The sequence below is a fragment of the Lachnospiraceae bacterium oral taxon 096 genome, from assembly GCA_018141845.1.
GTDB lineage: Bacteria > Bacillota > Clostridia > Lachnospirales > Lachnospiraceae > F0428.
This window is the reverse complement of sequence record CP073340.1, coordinates 1,692,621-1,710,185: the sequence shown is the minus strand read 5'-3', so window position 1 is coordinate 1,710,185 and position 17,565 is coordinate 1,692,621. Positions and strand designations below refer to the sequence as shown.

Sequence of the window (17,565 nt, the reverse complement as noted above, 5' to 3'; positions counted from 1 at the left end):
GAAATTAGTAGGTATGTCAATAAGGCGCATCACATTGTCTGCACAACTCCATCAACTGTCCATTCTCCATTTTCATTGACTGTACAACTGTTTGCTTGGGTACTTTTCATCAAAAATCCCTGGAAGCCATCAGATTTTGGATAGAAATAATAACATTTTTTCACTCCATTATCTTCGATCCACTGCCAGCCAGTTGCCATGCTTCCCAAAATCATTTCATTGGTGGAATTGAAATAATAGAGGTTGCCATTTGCTTCCTTATGCCAGCCAGTAGCCATACTGCCAAGCGTCCCATCGGTATTCTTATTTAGATAATACCAAGTTCCATCCGTATCTTTATACCAGCCAACCATCATGTCTCCATATTGGTCAAACCGATACCAGCCATACTTATCCTTTTTCTCCAAAGCGTAAGGGTTATAGAGCCTAGCCCATTTATTCCTTAGCACTTCCCCTGTGGAGGAAATAAATCTCCACTTTCCATCGACTTGTTCCCATCTTCCTTCATCAGTCACCCGTTCATCCTGTGCATTGCCATCTTTTCCAACGGTTTCGTCCTTTTTCATTACCGCTGCGGTTTCTTTCTTTGATTGACTTTTTGGTGACTCTTGCTTACTTTCAGCCACCTGTGTTTGATCAATATCAAAAAAATGTACCTCATAGACAAGATCTTTTACGGCCTTGCCACTTGGATCCTTTAGCCCACGCACGCTCACTTGATAGCTGCTTCCAGCCTCTGTAGAAACAGACGGATCAAAGATAATTGCATTGCTTCTACCATAACTTCCCTCGCTCTGATAGTCATATTGCAATTTCTTTTTTTCTGATTTATCCAAAATGGTAACATTTTCGCCATTCATATCCTTCACTTCCACGGTGATATCTTCTGAATCGCCATACTTAGCTGGATTTAGTTGTATCGACCATTTCCCCGAAAAATATTTACTTGGCATATTGACTGCAGGCCATGCAATATAGTCTGCATCATAACTTTGGTTTTGATTATAGCCATCAAAACTATACATCAAAGTATATCCCTTAGCTCTTCCAAAACCTGTGTACTTCATATCAGGATCCAAAATCCACCTTCGATTTCCAAGTTTTGTCATCTTACTTGTATTGCCATCCTTCATCCAACCACTCATCACGGCATCTGCACCGACTTTATAGCCTGCTGCAATGTTGGATCTCTTTAAACCTTGAATCGCTTGATAGTAAAATGCTGCACTCATATTGTCCGGTCTTGCCGGGTAATGCGAAAGTGTCCCTGTGGCAGAAAGCAATTCTGCTCCTGCCTGTGCCTTCTTTGTATAATCCTTTGCCAAACTCACTTCATTTAAACCCGCAACATAGCGAGCAAAATTTAATGCATTTAGCATATTTTTTTGTGATTCTTCAGAAAGCACCCCTTCGATTCCAGCCCCTGCATCTGGAGCCACTTCCCATACATCCTCCCTTTCAAGATCAAATGTATGTTCCATATAATAACTTTTGATTTCCTGTTGACTGTGACTTGCAACAGGATTTGAGTTTGCTACTTCGGCAACGGCACCCAAACTTGATACACTCATACCCACAATCAAAACGACTGTAAGTATTAAGCAATGAATTGCTTCTCTAATGTATTTATCCACGATTACCCCCTTGAAATAAAACTAATGCAGCAAAATATTGATTCTTGGGGAATCGTCTTTATTGTAAATAGTTCTGTGAAACAATCAAAGAACATTTAAGCAACGAACTCAAAATATTTTTGAAGAAATCACCAGAACTATCCACTGACAAAGTATGGACTTTCACAGATTGGCAATGGCCGTCAGGCAACAACGCAACTTACTGAAAGACTTGTCGTCTGAAAGAATACTTTACAAGACCATTCTGTTTTTCTTCAATATTTTTCTTTGCTACACCGCTAATAATCATAGCAGTAGCAAATTGCACCGTCAAGAATAATTCTCAATTTTTTGAGATTATTCAGCTACCTCTCTTATCTGCACAATACCATCGACAACCCATTCTCCATTCTCATTGACGCTGTATCCATCAATATTTGTATTGGTCAATAGCCTTCCCTTTGTGCCATCAGAAACTGGGTTGAAATAGTAACACTTTTCTATATTGCCCGAGCGAATCCATTGCCAACCAATGAGCATAACACCAAGATTATTATCGGATACTGGGTTTAAATAATACCAATTTTCATCTTGATCGAATATCCAACCTGTTAGCATCGTTCCATCCTTTCCAAAGCGAAACCATCCCTTGGTTCCAGAGAAAGAATTATATAAATACGACCAGGTGTCCTTTAAAATTTGCCCATTTTCAGCATCATGTGTCCAACGACCATTCGTAAATTGCCAAACAAAAGATTTTTCTGGCTTCATATTGAGCCCAGAAATCACCTTTGTTGTTGCCAAGGCATGAGTCGAAGTTGGATATTTGATATGATTCATTGTTGACTTCTTTAGCTGGGTATTTGAAGTATTTTGTGTTGCGGTGCTTGTCATATCAAAGAAATGAACTGTATAAACTAGTTTCTCACTTTCCATCAAGGTATTCGCATCGAGCAATCCCTTAATGCTGACCTCATAAGTATCTCCTTCCTTCATTGATACATTTGGGCGAAAAACAATGGCATCTCCATAGGAGGATGCTTCATCATAAGTCACCATAGATGTCGGAAGAATCTGTGTCTGTCCCGTCGATACATTTTTCATTGTGATCGTAACATTGCCATGTCGAAATACATTTCGATTCAGTTGTACAGACCAAACTTTTGGTGCCAAATTCACTGGCATATTCTGTGCTGGCCAAATCACGAAATTATTGTCCATTTGCAATGTCAAATACTTTGAATTGGGTGTTGCCATCCAAGGAAGTGTAGTTCCTTCCCCGTAATTAAAATACATTGCACTGTAAACAGCGCCTTTTGTGCTCTTTCCCGCACTTCCTAATCCAATTTCTGTCATATTTGGGTGCAATGCCCATCTTCGATGCCCCAGTGAATTGACATTGTCATCATCAACCCACAATTTCACTGCCTTTGCAATCGAATGGGGTGCCCCCACCGCAATATTGGATTTTGCTGTTGCCGCCTTTGCCTCTTGAAAAAAAGTCTCACTCATCCCATTAGGTTGATTATAATTTCCATGAGAAAGTGTATCTGTCGCCATCATTAACGTCGATGCCTTTTGTGCCAAATCCGTATACTCTGGCAATACTTTTGCTTCCTTTACGCCTGCTATATAGCGATAATAATTGACTTCATTTAGTGCATTTTGTACTGTGCTCTCGCTCAGCTTTCCAGCAACATCTCTAGTGCCATCAGGAGCAATGTCGTATGCATCTTCCATATCGATATTGTATGGATGTGCACTTAAATATGCCTGAATTTCTTCTTTTGAATGTCTTTGAACATTGCTTGAAATATCGGCATAAATCAGTGTAGGTCTTCCCAATAAGAATGAACCTACAAGCACTCCCATCACAAAAATTGATGAGAGTGCCATTTTCAATTTGTTTCCCATCATGTCTCAGCGACTTTACCCACTCCTGATCCTAAAAAGATCCATGGGGTTGAGCCGCCTCCTCCTTTCAAAAACTATGGTAGAGTATCGTGCTCTTACACCGGATTGGGTATAACTTATTGTTTTGTCATCAACTACAAATGGCCTAACGCTACTGTGAGATCCTGATAGGATCTCTGGCAGTTACAAGTCATCACCTAAAAGGTCGGCCGCTGACACATTAAGAATAACACATCTTTTTTCTATGGTCTATTCCTCTTTTTCTAACTTTGAAGCTCTTGCTTGAATCTCTCTCTTTTGTACATCTCCTGGTGCCTGTTCATAGCGTGCAAATTCATACGAAAATTCGCCAAGACCTCCCGTAATTGAGCGAAGACTTGTGCTGTAGCCAAACAATTCAGACATTGGAATATCTGCACGAATATTTTGCTTTTTATTGGCCACAGATTCCATTCCAAGCACTCTCGCCCTTCTCCTATTTAAATCTCCCATGACATCACCCGTAAACTTATCTGGCACAACTACACTGAGCTCTGCCACAGGCTCCAATAACATTGGGTTTGCCCTCAAAAAACCATCCTTAAAGGCAATACTTGCTGCCATCTTAAACGCCAATTCTGAAGAATCAACTGGGTGATAGGAACCATCGAGCAAGGTCGCCTTGATGCCCACCACTGGATATCCAGCCAATGGTCCACTCAGACAACTTTCTGCAATTCCCTTTTCTACTGCAGGGAAATAGTTCTTTGGCACTGCTCCACCAAATACAGTCTCCTCAAATACATATGGTTGATCCAAATTATGTGATGGCTCAAAGCTCATCTTAACATCACCAAATTGGCCATGTCCTCCTGACTGTTTTTTATATCTTCCTGCTGCCTCAACCTTATTGCGAATGGTCTCTCTAAAGGCAAATTTAGGCTTAGAAAGGGCGATCTCCACTTTATACCTTGACTTTAACTTGCTGGCCACAATCTCCAATTGCTGATCTCCAATGCCATACAAAAGAGATTGTCGATTTTCTGCATCGACAACAGCCCTTAATGTCTTATCCTCTTCCATCAATTTGGCCAGACCTGATGCTAACTTATCCTCATCTCCTTTATTGACCGCCTTATATCTCATGTAGGTATATGGCTAGGTATATGGCACAGAAATCTTTGGTCTATGATAGAGAATTGGGGCTACACGAAGAGCCAGAGTATCCCCTGTCTCTGTCACTGTAAGCTTTGCCATGGCACCAATGTCCCCAGCCCTTAACTCCTTAACTTCAATGGCCTCCTTGCCTCGAAGAACATAGATTTTTCCGCTCTTTTCCTCTGTCTCTTTGGCCACATTGTAGATGGTACTGTCAGGGCGAAGTGTTCCTGTGCAAACCTTTACTAGAGAATATTTTCCAATAAATGGATCCGCAATCGTCTTAAATACACGCATCGAAAGCTGTGCATCTGCATTATATTTTGTCTCAATTCTCTCTCCTGTGTTGACATCCACACCATCACAAACATCGTGGTCTGGCGATGGGAAATACTTGTCAATGGCCATAAGTAATGCCTTAAATCCTTGACAATTCACGCCCGATCCCATCATAACTGGAAAAATTGAGCAATCAGAAACATTCTCTCTAAGGGCAGTAGAAATCTCCTCATCACTAAAGTTATCCCCTGACAAATATCTCTCCATATAGTCTTCGCTTGTCTCGGCCACAGCTTCCATCAAAGACTCCCTAGCGATTTTTAAATGATTTTCTACATAGTCAGGAATATCACAACTTTCATAGTCAGAGAGGTTGGTAAATCTTCTTCCCTCCATCTTTACGACATTGACAAATCCGACAAATTTGCCGTTTTCACGAATTGGCAAATGAAATGGTGCAATTTTTCTTCCAAACTTGGTGTTGAGCTTAATCAATAGCTCTCGATAACTGGCCTTATCATCATCCATATTGGTGACAAATAAAATTCTTGGCAATTTATATTTTTCACAAATCTCCCAAGCTCGCTCTGTTCCCACTTCAATTCCAGCCTTACAATTAATGACAATAACGGCTGCATCGGCTGCACTCACCGCTTCTTCCACTTCACCCACAAAGTCAAAATATCCTGGCGTGTCAAGTAAGTTGACCTTGACCATTCCACTTTCGCCCTCATATTCGACAGGAATAATTGAAGTTGCAATTGAAAATCCTCTCTTTATTTCTTCTTTATCATAATCACTGATAGTATTTCCATCGGAAATTTTGCCCATCTTGGAAATTGCTCCGGTTACATATGCCATTGCCTCAGCAACGGTTGACTTTCCAGCACCACCATGTCCCAAAATCACAACGTTTCTCAATTGCTGCGTTCCATAAACATTCATAGTAAATCCTCCTCTAAAAGTGATGACTATATTTTACTAAATTTTCCCCTTTTTTTCAATATATTTATTTATTTTATACAATTTTTTTGACGATTATTGTGCTCAAATTACATTTTGTCGTGGAAATTGTCAAGCTGCTCCATATTTCACATTTCGCAGATTCTATGTTATAATGGTCTGATAAAATAAAAAAGGAGCTTACAACTGTGAAGAAATATACTTTTGGCTTCATCGGCTTTGGTCTAATTGGAGGCTCCATTGCCAAAGCACTAAAAAATAAATTGCCCGACTGTACCATCTATGCCTATATGAGAAGTCATATTAAATTAGAAATGGCCAAGGAGGATGGCATTGTCGATGTCATTCTCGATGACATTGATACATCGTTCTCCCACTGTGATCTTATCTTTTTATGTACTCCTGTGGAATATAATGCTCAGTACCTCGAAAAATTAAAACCGATTATCCATTCCAAATGCATAATCACAGATGTCGGCAGTACAAAATCATCCATCCATGAGAGTGTCAAGCTCCTTGGACTAGAAAAAAACTTTATTGGTGGACATCCTATGGCTGGTTCAGAAAAGACAGGCTATGAAAATTCCGACGAACTCCTTCTTGAAAATGCCTACTATATTCTGACGCCAACAAAAAAGACAAGGGAAAAAGACTTAGATACCCTCACTGCACTCACCAAACTGATGGGGGCCATTCCCTTTGTTATGGATTGTGCTGAACATGACAAAACCGTCGCAACAATCAGCCATCTTCCCCACTTAGTTGCTGCTGCACTGGTCAATCTAGTCAAGGAAACGGATAATTCCAATGGAGTAATGAAACAACTTGCTGCGGGGGGATTCAAAGATATCACACGAATTGCTTCTTCCTCTCCGATTATGTGGGAACAAATTTGTGAGACCAATCGCGAGGCCATTCTCAAAGTCCTTGACATTTATTTGGACTCCCTAAAAAAAATCCGAGATGGTATTAAAAATAATATCCCATCCACAGTCTATCAGCTCTTTGAAGAATCCCGCAGCTATCGAAACTCTATCAGCGATAATGTCCGAGGACTCATCAGTGCTCAGTACAGTTTTTCTGTTCAAGTGGCTGACCGACCAGGATCCATTTCTATTATTTCTGCCATCCTTGCTGCTAATTCCATCAGCATTAAAAACATTGGCATTAATCACAATCGTGAACTTGGCGAGGGTGCACTTCGCATTGCCTTCTATGGCGTGGAAGACTGCCATATGGCGGCAAAACTACTAAAATCTTATCACTACAATATCATTGAAAGAGGTTAATTATGTATAATACCAATCCTTTACATGGAGAGTTGACGATTCCAGGAGATAAGTCGATCTCCCATCGCAGTGTTATGTTTGCTTCTCTTGCCAAGGGAACATCCCATATCAAAGGCTTTTTGCCAGGTGCAGATTGTCTTTCCACCATCCATTGTTTTCGACAAATGGGCATTGAAATCTACCAAGAAGAAAGTATGGTCACCGTCACAGGTCAAGGTATGCGAGGATTAAAAAAGCCAAAGTCCATTCTTGATTGTGGAAATAGTGGAACAACGACAAGACTCATCAGCGGAATCTTGGCAGGTCAAAACTTTACTTCTACCCTCACTGGAGATGAATCCATTCAAAAGCGTCCAATGAAGCGCATTATACTTCCACTTACTCAAATGGGGGCAAGCATTGCCAGTCTCCGTGACAATGGCTGTGCACCACTTCAAATTACAGGTCGCCCATTGCATGGTATTACTTATCACTCACCCGTAGCCAGTGCACAGGTAAAATCGGCCATTCTTCTCGCTGGTCTCTACGCTGAGGGAGAAACCTCTGTTATCGAGCCCTCTGTTTCAAGAAACCACACAGAAATTATGCTCAAAGCATTTGGAGCCGATGTTTCTTGCCACGACACCACAGCAAGTGTCCACCACACAGATGAACTATTCGCAAGCAATATTGAGGTCCCTGGAGATATTTCCTCAGCAGCTTACTTTATTGTTGCGGCACTAATGATTCCAAATTCTGACATTATTCTTCACAATGTCGGCATCAATCCAACAAGAGATGGGCTCCTTCGTGCCATTGAAATGATGGGCGGAAAGATTGAGATTCTATCCATAAAAAATGAAGACACAGAAGCAATTGCTGACCTTCACATAAAATCTCAAAATTTACATGGAGCAACTTTTGGTGGTGATATCATTCCTGCAATGATTGATGAAATTCCAGCCCTTGCAGCTTTAGCTTGTTTTGCTGAAGGTGAAACTATAATTAAGGATGCTGAAGAACTGAAGGTAAAGGAATCCAATCGCATCAAAGTGATGGTTGAAGAACTTTCTAAAATGGGTGCCCAAATTGAGGAAACGGAAGACGGTATGATTATTCATGGAAAACATCCTCTTCACTCTGCACAAATTGATTCTCATAAAGATCACCGCATTGCCATGACTTTTAGCATACTCTCAAGAGCCATTGGCCAGGATTTGCCAATCATTGACAAAGATTGCGTAAAGATTTCCTATCCAAACTTTTATGAACACCTACATTCTCTCTCCTCATAGAGAGAATGTAACAAAAAAGATGAGTGCAAAAATGATTTTTCATTTCTTGTACTCATCTTTTGTTTCCTTTTATTTAGATTGTCTTACTCTTAATGGCTGCTCTCTTTCGAAGTGTCGGATCAAGAATCTTCTTGCGAATGCGAAGACTGGTTGGTGTCACCTCTAAAAGCTCATCTGTATCAATAAACTCAAGAGATTCTTCAAGACTCATAATCTTTGGTGTGGTCAAGCGAAGAGCCTCATCTGCACTTGAAGATCTTGTATTGGTCAACTTCTTCGTCTTACATACATTGATCTCTACATCTTCAGCCTTTCCATTCTTACCAATAACCATACCCGCATACACCTTCTCACCTGCACCAATAAAGAGTGTTCCCCTCTCCTGTGCATTGAAAAGACCATAAGTAATGGACTCTCCACTTTCAAAGGCAATCAAGGAACCTGTCTTTCTATAGAACATATCTCCTTTATATGGACCGTAATCATCAAATTCTGTATTGAGAATGCCATTTCCCTTCGTATCCGTCATAAATTCGCCACGATATCCAATCAAACCTCTGGAAGGAATATTAAATTCCAATCTTGTATGCCCATTGTGCATTGGGCTCATCCCTCTTAACTCGCCCTTTCTTCCTGTCAACTTTTGAATAACTGCACCTGAAAACTCATCAGGAACATCAATATAGGCATTTTCCATTGGCTCAAGCTTCTTGCCATTCTCATCATAGTGATAGATAACCTCAGCCTTACTTACTGCAAACTCAAATCCCTCTCTGCGCATATTCTCAATTAACACAGAAAGATGTAGCTCTCCTCGACCAGATACCTTAAAGCAATCCGCAGACTCTGTCTCCTCCACACGAAGAGATACATCCGTATTTAATTCCTTAAAAAGTCTATCTCTTAAATGTCTTGAAGTAATAAACTTTCCTTCCTGACCAGCAAGAGGAGAATCATTGACCATAAAGTTCATCGAAATCGTTGGCTCAGAAATCTTTTGAAATGGAATAGACTCTGGGTTTTCTGGTGAAGTCAAAGTATCTCCAATATGAATATCAGGAATACCAGAAATTGCCACTATGGCACCGATGCCAGCTTCCTGCACCTCAATGCGATTTAAGCCTTCATATTCATACAGTCGACCAATTTTTACTCTCTTTAACTTATCTGGCTCGTGGTGGTTCACCAATGCGAGGTCTTGATTTACTCGAATAACACCATTATCCACCTTTCCAACACCAATTCTTCCCACATACTCATTAAAGTCAATGGTCGAAATTAACACCTGTGGTGCTGCATCTGGATCTCCCTGTGGTGCTGGGATATGGCGAATAATCGTTTCAAACAATGGGATCATATCCTCATTGGTATCCGCCAAATCATATCTTCCCCAGCCCGATCTTGCACTGGCAAAAATAAATGGACAATCGAGCTGACGCTCATTGGCATCTAAATCCATCAAGAGCTCCAAAATCTCATCCACAACTTCATCTGGTCTTGCCTCTGGGCGATCACATTTATTGATACAGCAAACAACATCAAGATCAAGCTCTAAGGCCTTTCTCAATACAAACTTTGTCTGTGGCATTGCTCCCTCATAGGCATCTACAACCAAAACAACACCATTGACCATCTTTAAAACACGCTCTACTTCTCCACCAAAATCCGCATGTCCTGGGGTATCAATAATATTGATCTTTACCCCACCATAACTTACTGCTGTATTTTTTGAAAGAATGGTGATTCCTCTTTCTCTTTCAATGTCATTGGAATCCATCACTCGCTCTACAACTTCTTGATTCTCTCGAAATACACCACTTTGGCGCAACAACTGATCGACAAGGGTTGTCTTGCCGTGATCAACATGGGCAATAATGGCAATATTTCTAATATCTTCTCTCTTTGTCAACATAATTAACTCTACTTCCTATGATATATTCTAGTGTGCGACTTAACAGTATAGCAGTATAGCACCGAAATATCCTAAATTCAACCTTTTCTTCACAAAAAGGCACAACCGAATTGCTCGGCTGTGCCCTAAAATTTATTTATCGCTTAATACTGTATTACTGGAAATCAAATACATCCATCCACTTCTTCAAAAACTCTGCCTCTTCCTCTACGCCCTTTGACAATTGTGCAGCAGCTACGATGGATAACCAAATCTGTACATTCTTCTTCTCAATTCCACTCTTTTCAGAGAACAAACCAAGATACTTATCAGCCAAGGCCTGATCCTTAAGTGCAAAGATCAAATAAGTCATCGCTGCATCTGCAGAAGCATTTCCCTTTGTCGTGTGTGACCAGTCAACCACATACGCCTTGTTGTCCTTTGTGATAATCACATTGCTTGGGTTGAAATCTCCATGACAAATCTTGTTATGGCTCTTCATACCATCAAGTCTTGTCAAAATCTCATACTTGGTGTTGTCTCCAATGTCAGTCATGCCCTCAATCATTCTTCTGTACTTTGCCTTCAAATCGGTCAAAAGTAGGCAATTCTTCTGATGAATAGACAATTGCAAATCTACAAAAGTATTCAAATACTCATCCATCTTCTCTGGATGTGCCTGCATCAACTCCTCAAGCGTCTGTCCCTCAATCCTCTCCAAAGTGATGGCATGTCTGTCGCCAAGCTCGCCTACAGAAATTACCTTTGCAGCTGGAACTCCGCACTCTTCCATGCGGGCTGTGTTGACTGCCTCAGCAAAGATATTTCCTTTATTGTGACCTTTTTCAAATACCTTAACTACGGTGTTGCCATTTCGATAAACCGTCTTATTCTTTCTACTTACAATGATCTCTTCAAAGTCCATAGTTTTCTTCCTACTTTCTATTATCTTCCGTAATATGCATCTAAGTACAGTTCCTTGATCTCACGAACAAGTGGATATCTTGGGTTGGCAGCAGTACACTGATCGTTAAATGCCTGCTCGCACATATCATCCAATGTATCTAAGAAGTACTTCTCATCTACATTGTACTCCTTAATTGTCTTCTTTACACCAATAATATCCTTTAATTCCTCGATCTTCTTCAAGAAATTCTCAAAGATTTCGTCATCATTCTTTCCTGTCACACCACAATACTTCGCACACTCAACATAGCGCTCCTTTGTATGTGGATATGTATACTGTGGGAATGTTCCCATCTTTGTTGGCACTGGATCTGCATTGTAGCGCATAACTCTTGTCAAGATTACTGCATTGGCAAGTCCATGTGGAATGTGGTGGAAAGCACCTAATTTATGAGCCATAGAGTGGTTCACACCAAGGAATGCATTGGCAAAGGCCATACCTGCAAGGCAAGATGCCTCAGACATTCTCTCTCTTGCAATTGGATCATTCGCACCGTTTTCATATGCAGATGGCAAATACTCAAACACAAGCTTCATTGCCTTGAGTGCAATACCATCGGTATAGCTTGATGCCATCATCGATACATAGGCCTCCAAAGCATGAGTGAGTACATCAATACCTGATGCAGCAGTCAATCCCTTTGGCTGAGTCATCATGTTGTCAGCATCAACAATTGCCATATTTGGCATCAATTGATAATCTGTAATTGGCCACTTTACACCTGTCTCTGCATCTGTAATGATGGCAAATGGTGTAACCTCTGAACCAGTTCCTGAAGATGTTGGGATAGCAACAAAGTAAGCCTTCTGACCCATTGTTGGGAATGTATAGATTCTCTTGCGAATATCCATAAAGTCCATAGCCATATCTTCAAAGTTTGCCTCTGGATGCTCATACATTACCCACATAATCTTTCCTGCATCCATTGCAGAACCACCACCAAGAGCGATGATGACATCTGGCTCAAATGCTCTCATGGCCTCAACACCTTTTCTTGCACTCTGCAATGTTGGGTCTGGTGCAATCTCATAGAAGCAAGTATATACAATGCCCATCTTGTCTAACTTATCTGTGATTGGCTTTGTATTGCCATTCTTGTAGAGGAAGGAATCTGTAACAATAAATGCTTTCTTCTTGTGCATTACTGTGCCAAGCTCATCAAGAGCAGTCTCCATGCAACCCTTCTTAAAGTATACCTTCTCTGGAACTCTAAACCAAAGCATATTCTCTCTCCTCTCTGCTACTGTCTTGATGTTTAAAAGATGCTTTACACCCACATTCTCAGATACGGAGTTTCCGCCCCATGAACCACAGCCAAGTGTAAGTGATGGAGTGAGCTTAAAGTTATAAAGATCACCAATACCACCTTGTGATGCTGGCGTATTGATTAAGATACGACAAGTCTTCATTGCCTCAGCATGCTTATGCATCTTTTCTGTCTCTGTTGTAGAAACATAGAGAGAAGATGTATGACCATAACCACCATCTGCTACTAACTTTGCTGCCTTTTGAAGAGCCTCATCAAAATCCTTTGCTCTATACATTGCCAGTACAGGGGAAAGCTTCTCGTGTGCAAACTCCTCACTGATATCTACAGAAGTCACCTCACCAATTAAGATTTTTGTTGCTTCTGGAACATTGACTCCAGCAAGTTTTGCAATGGTGTGTGCACTCTGACCTACAATCTTTGCATTGAGGGCACCATTGATTAAGATCGTCTTTCTCACCTTATCAAGCTCGTCCTTCTTTAAGAAGTAACATCCTCTTGCAAGAAATTCCTTCTTTGCCTGATCATATACCTTGTCAAGTACAGTCACTGACTGCTCAGAAGCACAAATCATACCGTTATCAAATGTCTTTGAATGAATAATGGAGTTTACGGCCAATACAACATCTGCTGTATCATCAATAATTACTGGGGTATTACCTGCACCAACACCAAGAGCTGGCTTTCCTGATGAATATGCTGCATGAACCATTCCAGGACCACCTGTAGCCAAGATAATATCTGCATCGCGCATAACCTCATTGGTCAACTCAAGGCTTGGCACATCGATCCAAGAAATAATTCCCTCTGGTGCTCCAGCCTTAACTGCTGCATCTAAAACAACCTTTGCTGCTGCAATTGTACAAGCCTTTGCTCTTGGGTGTGGGCTGATAATAATTGCATTTCTTGTCTTTAAGCAAACCAATGTCTTAAAGATTGCTGTAGATGTTGGGTTCGTCGTAGGGATAACCGCTGCGACAATACCGATTGGCTCAGCAATCTTCTTCAAACCTGCTGCCTTGTCCTCTTCGACAACACCTACTGTCTTTGTGTCTTTGTATGCGTTGTAGATATACTCTGAAGCGAAATGGTTTTTAATAACCTTATCCTCCATGACACCCATTCCTGTCTCTTCAACAGCCAACTTTGCCAATGGGATTCTTGCCTTATCGGCAGCCATTGCAGCCGCATAAAAAATTGCGTCTACCTTTTCTTGTGAAAATGTTGCAAATTCTTTCTGCGCAGCGCGCATCTTCTTTAACCTCTCTTGCAATTTTTCCACACTATCGATGATATCCTTACTCATTGTGCTTTCCTTCCTCTCGTAGCGTTATTTTTTTAACGCTTATATTCTAACACGCCTCAATGGGAATGTCAACAGTTTTTGTTATTTTTTTATCATCTTAATCTCATTATTTACAACAATAAAATAAATACTCTCTTTTTCACGAGGCTCAATCTTTCCTGCACTCTCTTCCAAAATTTTCTTTGCAAAAGAAATAAATGTCGATGTTTCCATTACCGTTAAAATATCAATCTTTTCTCCATAATTAATACTTGGACGCACAACTTGAAAAGTCTCAATCAAATAGTTAAACTTCCCATAGGAGTCATATTCTATCGTCCACTTGGCCAAAATGCCATCATATACTGTACATATCGTTGCCTTCTCTAACCCAGCCAAAACCGCAGCCTGATAGGCACGAACCAGCCCTCCCGTTCCAAGCAGTACTCCTCCAAAATATCTCGTCACAACAACACAAATTCCTTGAATATTTCTCCCCGTCAATACATCAAGCATTGGCTTTCCTGCCGTCTGTGATGGCTCTCCATCGTCAGAAAAACGCAAAACTTTTCCATCTTTTGTGATATAAGCATAACAATTATGCCTCGCATCCCAATATTGTTTTCGAATTTTTTCAATGAATTCCATTGCGTCTTGTTCCTCATCAATTGGTGCAATATGTGCAATAAAGCGTGATTTTTTCTCTACAATTTCTCCCTCACCGCCAATATAACAGATTTGATATTGTTCCATCTCTTCCCCTTATCTCTTTTTCTGTATAATCTAATAGTAGCACTTTTTTTTCAATTTGATATAATAAAGTTGTTTTTAGCAGACAGTGTACTGTCATACTAGTTTGGAGGTAAAAAATGAACTATGGAAAAAAATCCACGGAACGAAAGCTAAAAAACGTCTCGTCAAGAAAGAAAAAATATGCCAATAAAGTCATGCTTACATTTGGAAAAACTATCTTCTTATGTTTGCTCTTTATCGCACTTCTCATTGGCAGTCTTGCCGTCGGTGTATTTAAGGGCATTATTGATAATGCGCCTGATATTAATGTGGAGAGCATTGTCCCTATGGGCTTTGCAACGACGGTATACAATGCAAAAGGCGAACAGACGGATACGCTCGTTATGGCTGGCTCAAACCGTGAAGAAGCTACCTATGATGAATTGCCACAAAATTTAATTGATGCCTTTGTTTCTATTGAGGACTCCCGCTTTTGGCAACACAATGGCATTGATACAAGATCTATTATGCGTGCCATTGTCGGTGTGCTCAAGCACAATTCCTCTTCAGGTGGAGGATCCACTATCACACAGCAGCTCATTAAAAACAATGTCTTTAATGGTGGCCGTGAAAGAAGTTTTGGTGCAACTTTAGAGAGAAAAATCCAAGAATGGTACTTGGCCGTGCGTCTAGAAAAGACCATGGATAAAAAGCTCATTATCACCAATTATCTCAATACGATTAACCTCGGCAATAATACTTTGGGCGTAAAAGTTGCTGCACGAAGATACTTTGGAAAGGAAGTCAGTCAACTTACCCTTTCAGAATGTGCCGTGATTGCTGGAATTACGAAAAATCCAAGCCGCCTCAACCCAATTACTGGAAAAGAGGACAATGCAGAGCGAAGAATGACGATCTTGCAAAATATGTACACTCAAGGTTACATCACAAAGGAAGAAGAAGAAGATGCTCTAGCCGATGATGTCTATGCTCGCATACAAAATGTCAATTCTACAAATAAAGAGACAACCAACACCTATTCTTACTTCACAGATGAACTTGTCGAGCAGGTGGTGGAAACTCTCGTAGAAAAGTTGGGTTACACAGAGACGCAGGCACATAATTTGTTGTATAGTGGCGGTTTGTCCATCTACACAACACAAGATCCTGACTTACAAAAGATTGTAGATAAAGAGATCAACGATCCAAGTAACTATCCAATTGTAAAGTATTCTTTGGAATATCGTCTGTCCATTCGAGATACAGATGGAAATACGAAAAATTACTCTCAAGAACATATTAAGAAATGGCACAGTGACATTTTAAAAGATAACTTTGATGGACTCTATAATACAGAAGCTGAAGCTCAGGCTGATGTCAATAAATACAAAGAATCAATTATCCAAAATGGCGACACGGTCATTGGGGAGTCCCTAAAGACCATACTTGAACCACAGACCAGCTTTGTCTTAATGGATCAACAAACCGGACAGGTAAAGGCCATCAGTGGTGGTCGTGGTGAAAAGACGGCGTCCTTGACTCTAAACCGAGCAACAAACACCACTCGCCAGCCTGGATCTACCTTCAAGGTACTCACTGCTTTTGGACCAGCCATTGATATGGGCAAGGCCACATTAGGTACTGTCTACTATGATGGTCCATATAAAGTTGGTGACAAAGAATTTACAAACTGGTATCAAAAAGAACAAGGTTACACTGGTTGGTCAAGCATTCGAGATGGTATTATCTATTCAATGAATATCGTTGCCGTCCGCTGCTTAGTTGAAACTGTAACGCCTCAAGTTGGTGTTGACTATGCAAAGAAATTTGGTATTACAACCTTAACTGATGGCGATGTCAACGCAGCAACTGCACTGGGTGGTATCACAAAGGGTGTTTCAAATCTTGAATTGACCGCTGCATACGCAGCCATTGCTAATGGTGGTATTTACACCAAACCAGTCTTCTTTACAAAGATTATTGACCACAATGGAAAAACACTTATTGACAATGAACCAGAGACACATAGAGTAATTAAAAACACCACAGCCTTCCTTTTGACCGACGCAATGAAGGACTCTATGGAAACACATCAAAAATTCACTCGACCAGGAATCTACATCAGCTCAACCAGTACACGTGCTCACTTGAGTAATATGTCCGCAGCTGGTAAATCTGGTACAACATCTGGAAATAATGATGTTTGGTTTGTTGGTTTTACACCTCATTACACTGGTGGTATTTGGGCTGGTTATGATGAAAATCAAAAACTGGACAGTGACGCCAATCAAACCGCCTTCCACAAAGACATTTGGAGAAAGATTATGACCAAGGTCAATCAAGGGCTTGATGATCCTGGATTTAAGGCTCCTGACAACATTGAAAGTGCAATTATTTGTAGAAAATCCGGAAAGCTTCCTACTCCTGGTGTATGTGAGTACGATCCTCGTGGCGATGCAAGATACAAGGAATACTTTGCTAAGGGCACTGTTCCTACAGAAGATTGTGATAAGCATGTAAAATCTGGTCGAGGAGTTTCCATCCTCGTTCCAAGTGACGATCAAGGCAATACCGATGACTCCTACTATTCTGGTGGAAGTTATCGCTCGAGTTCAAAAAACTCAAATAGTTCAAATTCGAAGAGTTCAAATTCAAAAAAGAGTTCAAAGAAAAACTCTTCTATAACCACACCAACAACTGAGGCAACTACGCTGTCTCCTATTGTCAATACAGAAGCACCTACGGCCAGCCGACATGGTTCAGGATTGAAAGATAATACCGAACGAATCAATTCTGGTCCTGGCACAAACTTAAATGACAATGACAATAGTGGTAGCTCTGGTGAATCTGATCCAGTCATTACCAACGGTCCTGGTAGTGACGAATAAAACATAATGATAAGCAAAAGGTGTCGCAATCCTATCTATCGATTGCGACACCTTTTCGTTTTGTTA

9 protein-coding genes and 1 pseudogene are annotated in these 17,565 nt (G+C 40.6%); 3 read left to right on the top strand and 7 right to left on the bottom strand.

The annotated features are described in order from the left end of the window. Positions 1–29: 29 nt before the first annotated feature. The 3 genes and pseudogenes from J5A74_08390 to J5A74_08380 all read right to left on the bottom strand — a co-directional run bounded on the left by J5A74_08390 (position 30) and on the right by J5A74_08380 (position 5,888). Positions 30–1,634, bottom strand: coding sequence for a hypothetical protein (locus J5A74_08390; GenBank protein QUI95395.1), 1,605 nt, complete (start codon positions 1,632–1,634; stop codon positions 30–32). Positions 1,635–1,970: 336 nt separating this feature from the next. Further along, positions 1,971–3,485, bottom strand: a complete 1,515-nt coding sequence (locus J5A74_08385; GenBank protein ID QUI95394.1) for a hypothetical protein — start codon at positions 3,483–3,485, stop codon at positions 1,971–1,973. 291 nt (positions 3,486–3,776) lie between these two features. Further along, positions 3,777–5,888 (bottom strand): annotated as a pseudogene (locus J5A74_08380) (elongation factor G). Positions 5,889–6,094: 206 nt separating this feature from the next. On the opposite strand from J5A74_08380, the gene J5A74_08375 reads away from it, so the two are divergent. Next, a complete protein-coding gene (locus J5A74_08375; GenBank protein ID QUI95393.1) occupies positions 6,095–7,195 on the top strand; it encodes a prephenate dehydrogenase in 1,101 nt (366 codons plus the stop codon). Between the two features lie 2 nt (positions 7,196–7,197). Continuing rightward, positions 7,198–8,469 (top strand): 3-phosphoshikimate 1-carboxyvinyltransferase, encoded by a 1,272-nt coding sequence (aroA, locus tag J5A74_08370; GenBank protein ID QUI95392.1) that lies wholly within the window; start codon positions 7,198–7,200, stop codon positions 8,467–8,469. A gap of 73 nt (positions 8,470–8,542) precedes the next feature. On the opposite strand, the gene typA is transcribed toward aroA, so the two are convergent. The 4 genes from typA to J5A74_08350 all read right to left on the bottom strand — a co-directional run bounded on the left by typA (position 8,543) and on the right by J5A74_08350 (position 14,632). Then, entirely contained in the window at positions 8,543–10,381 is a 1,839-nt protein-coding gene (gene typA / locus J5A74_08365; protein QUI95391.1) for a translational GTPase TypA, read from the bottom strand. A gap of 154 nt (positions 10,382–10,535) precedes the next feature. Then, positions 10,536–11,285 (bottom strand): phosphotransferase, encoded by a 750-nt coding sequence (locus J5A74_08360; protein ID QUI95390.1) that lies wholly within the window; start codon positions 11,283–11,285, stop codon positions 10,536–10,538. Between the two features lie 20 nt (positions 11,286–11,305). Then, entirely contained in the window at positions 11,306–13,900 is a 2,595-nt protein-coding gene (gene adhE / locus J5A74_08355; protein ID QUI95389.1) for a bifunctional acetaldehyde-CoA/alcohol dehydrogenase, read from the bottom strand. Between the two features lie 81 nt (positions 13,901–13,981). Next, the gene (locus J5A74_08350) at positions 13,982–14,632 is read right to left on the bottom strand and encodes a YigZ family protein (protein ID QUI95388.1); all 651 of its coding nucleotides are present in this window, start codon (positions 14,630–14,632) and stop codon (positions 13,982–13,984) included. 116 nt (positions 14,633–14,748) lie between these two features. Here J5A74_08350 and J5A74_08345 point away from each other — a divergent pair, with 116 nt between their 5' ends. Beyond that, on the top strand, positions 14,749–17,499 hold the full coding sequence (locus tag J5A74_08345; GenBank protein ID QUI95387.1) for a transglycosylase domain-containing protein: 2,751 nt from the start codon (positions 14,749–14,751) through the stop codon (positions 17,497–17,499). Positions 17,500–17,565: the final 66 nt, after the last annotated feature.

Bases quoted from the DNA above. Each gene is read 5' to 3' on its own strand.
- J5A74_08385 (QUI95394.1), bottom strand. From the start codon at position 3,485: ATGGGAGTGCTTGTAGGTTCATTCTTATTGGGAAGACCTACACTGATT.
- aroA (QUI95392.1), top strand. From the start codon at position 7,198: ATGTATAATACCAATCCTTTACATGGAGAGTTGACGATTCCAGGAGAT.
- typA (QUI95391.1), bottom strand. From the start codon at position 10,381: ATGTTGACAAAGAGAGAAGATATTAGAAATATTGCCATTATTGCCCAT.
- J5A74_08360 (QUI95390.1), bottom strand. From the start codon at position 11,285: ATGGACTTTGAAGAGATCATTGTAAGTAGAAAGAATAAGACGGTTTAT.
- adhE (QUI95389.1), bottom strand. From the start codon at position 13,900: ATGAGTAAGGATATCATCGATAGTGTGGAAAAATTGCAAGAGAGGTTA.
- J5A74_08350 (QUI95388.1), bottom strand. From the start codon at position 14,632: ATGGAACAATATCAAATCTGTTATATTGGCGGTGAGGGAGAAATTGTA.
- J5A74_08345 (QUI95387.1), top strand. From the start codon at position 14,749: ATGAACTATGGAAAAAAATCCACGGAACGAAAGCTAAAAAACGTCTCG.